This window comes from Bartonella sp. AA2SXKL, assembly GCF_042197205.1.
In the GTDB taxonomy this organism is placed as follows: domain Bacteria; phylum Pseudomonadota; class Alphaproteobacteria; order Rhizobiales; family Rhizobiaceae; genus Bartonella.
In genome coordinates, this window is record NZ_JBHIRN010000261.1 from 332 (window position 1) to 578 (window position 247).

General features: G+C 35.6%; 1 pseudogene. It reads right to left on the reverse strand.

From position 1 onward, the window contains the following. A pseudogene (locus ACFINS_RS11120) lies at positions 1–246 on the reverse strand (hypothetical protein); the annotation flags it as partial. Position 247: the final 1 nt, after the last annotated feature.

Below are 247 nucleotides of genomic sequence, written 5' to 3' on the forward strand. Positions count from 1 at the left end.
TGCAGGAAACAACTCAATGGCTTTTTCTGGCAATTCGAGATTAGCCATTTGTCCATCACTTTGAGATTCTCCTTTTTCATACAATAAAGTATTTGTTGTCTGAGGAGATGACGATAAATCAGACATTGTTTGAGGAACTGATATTGACTGAACAGGGTAAAAAAACTCTAAAGAACCACCTCTATCATTATTCTCAAACCGCGATGTTGAACAACCCGTTAAGAACGTTATAATCGATATTACAATT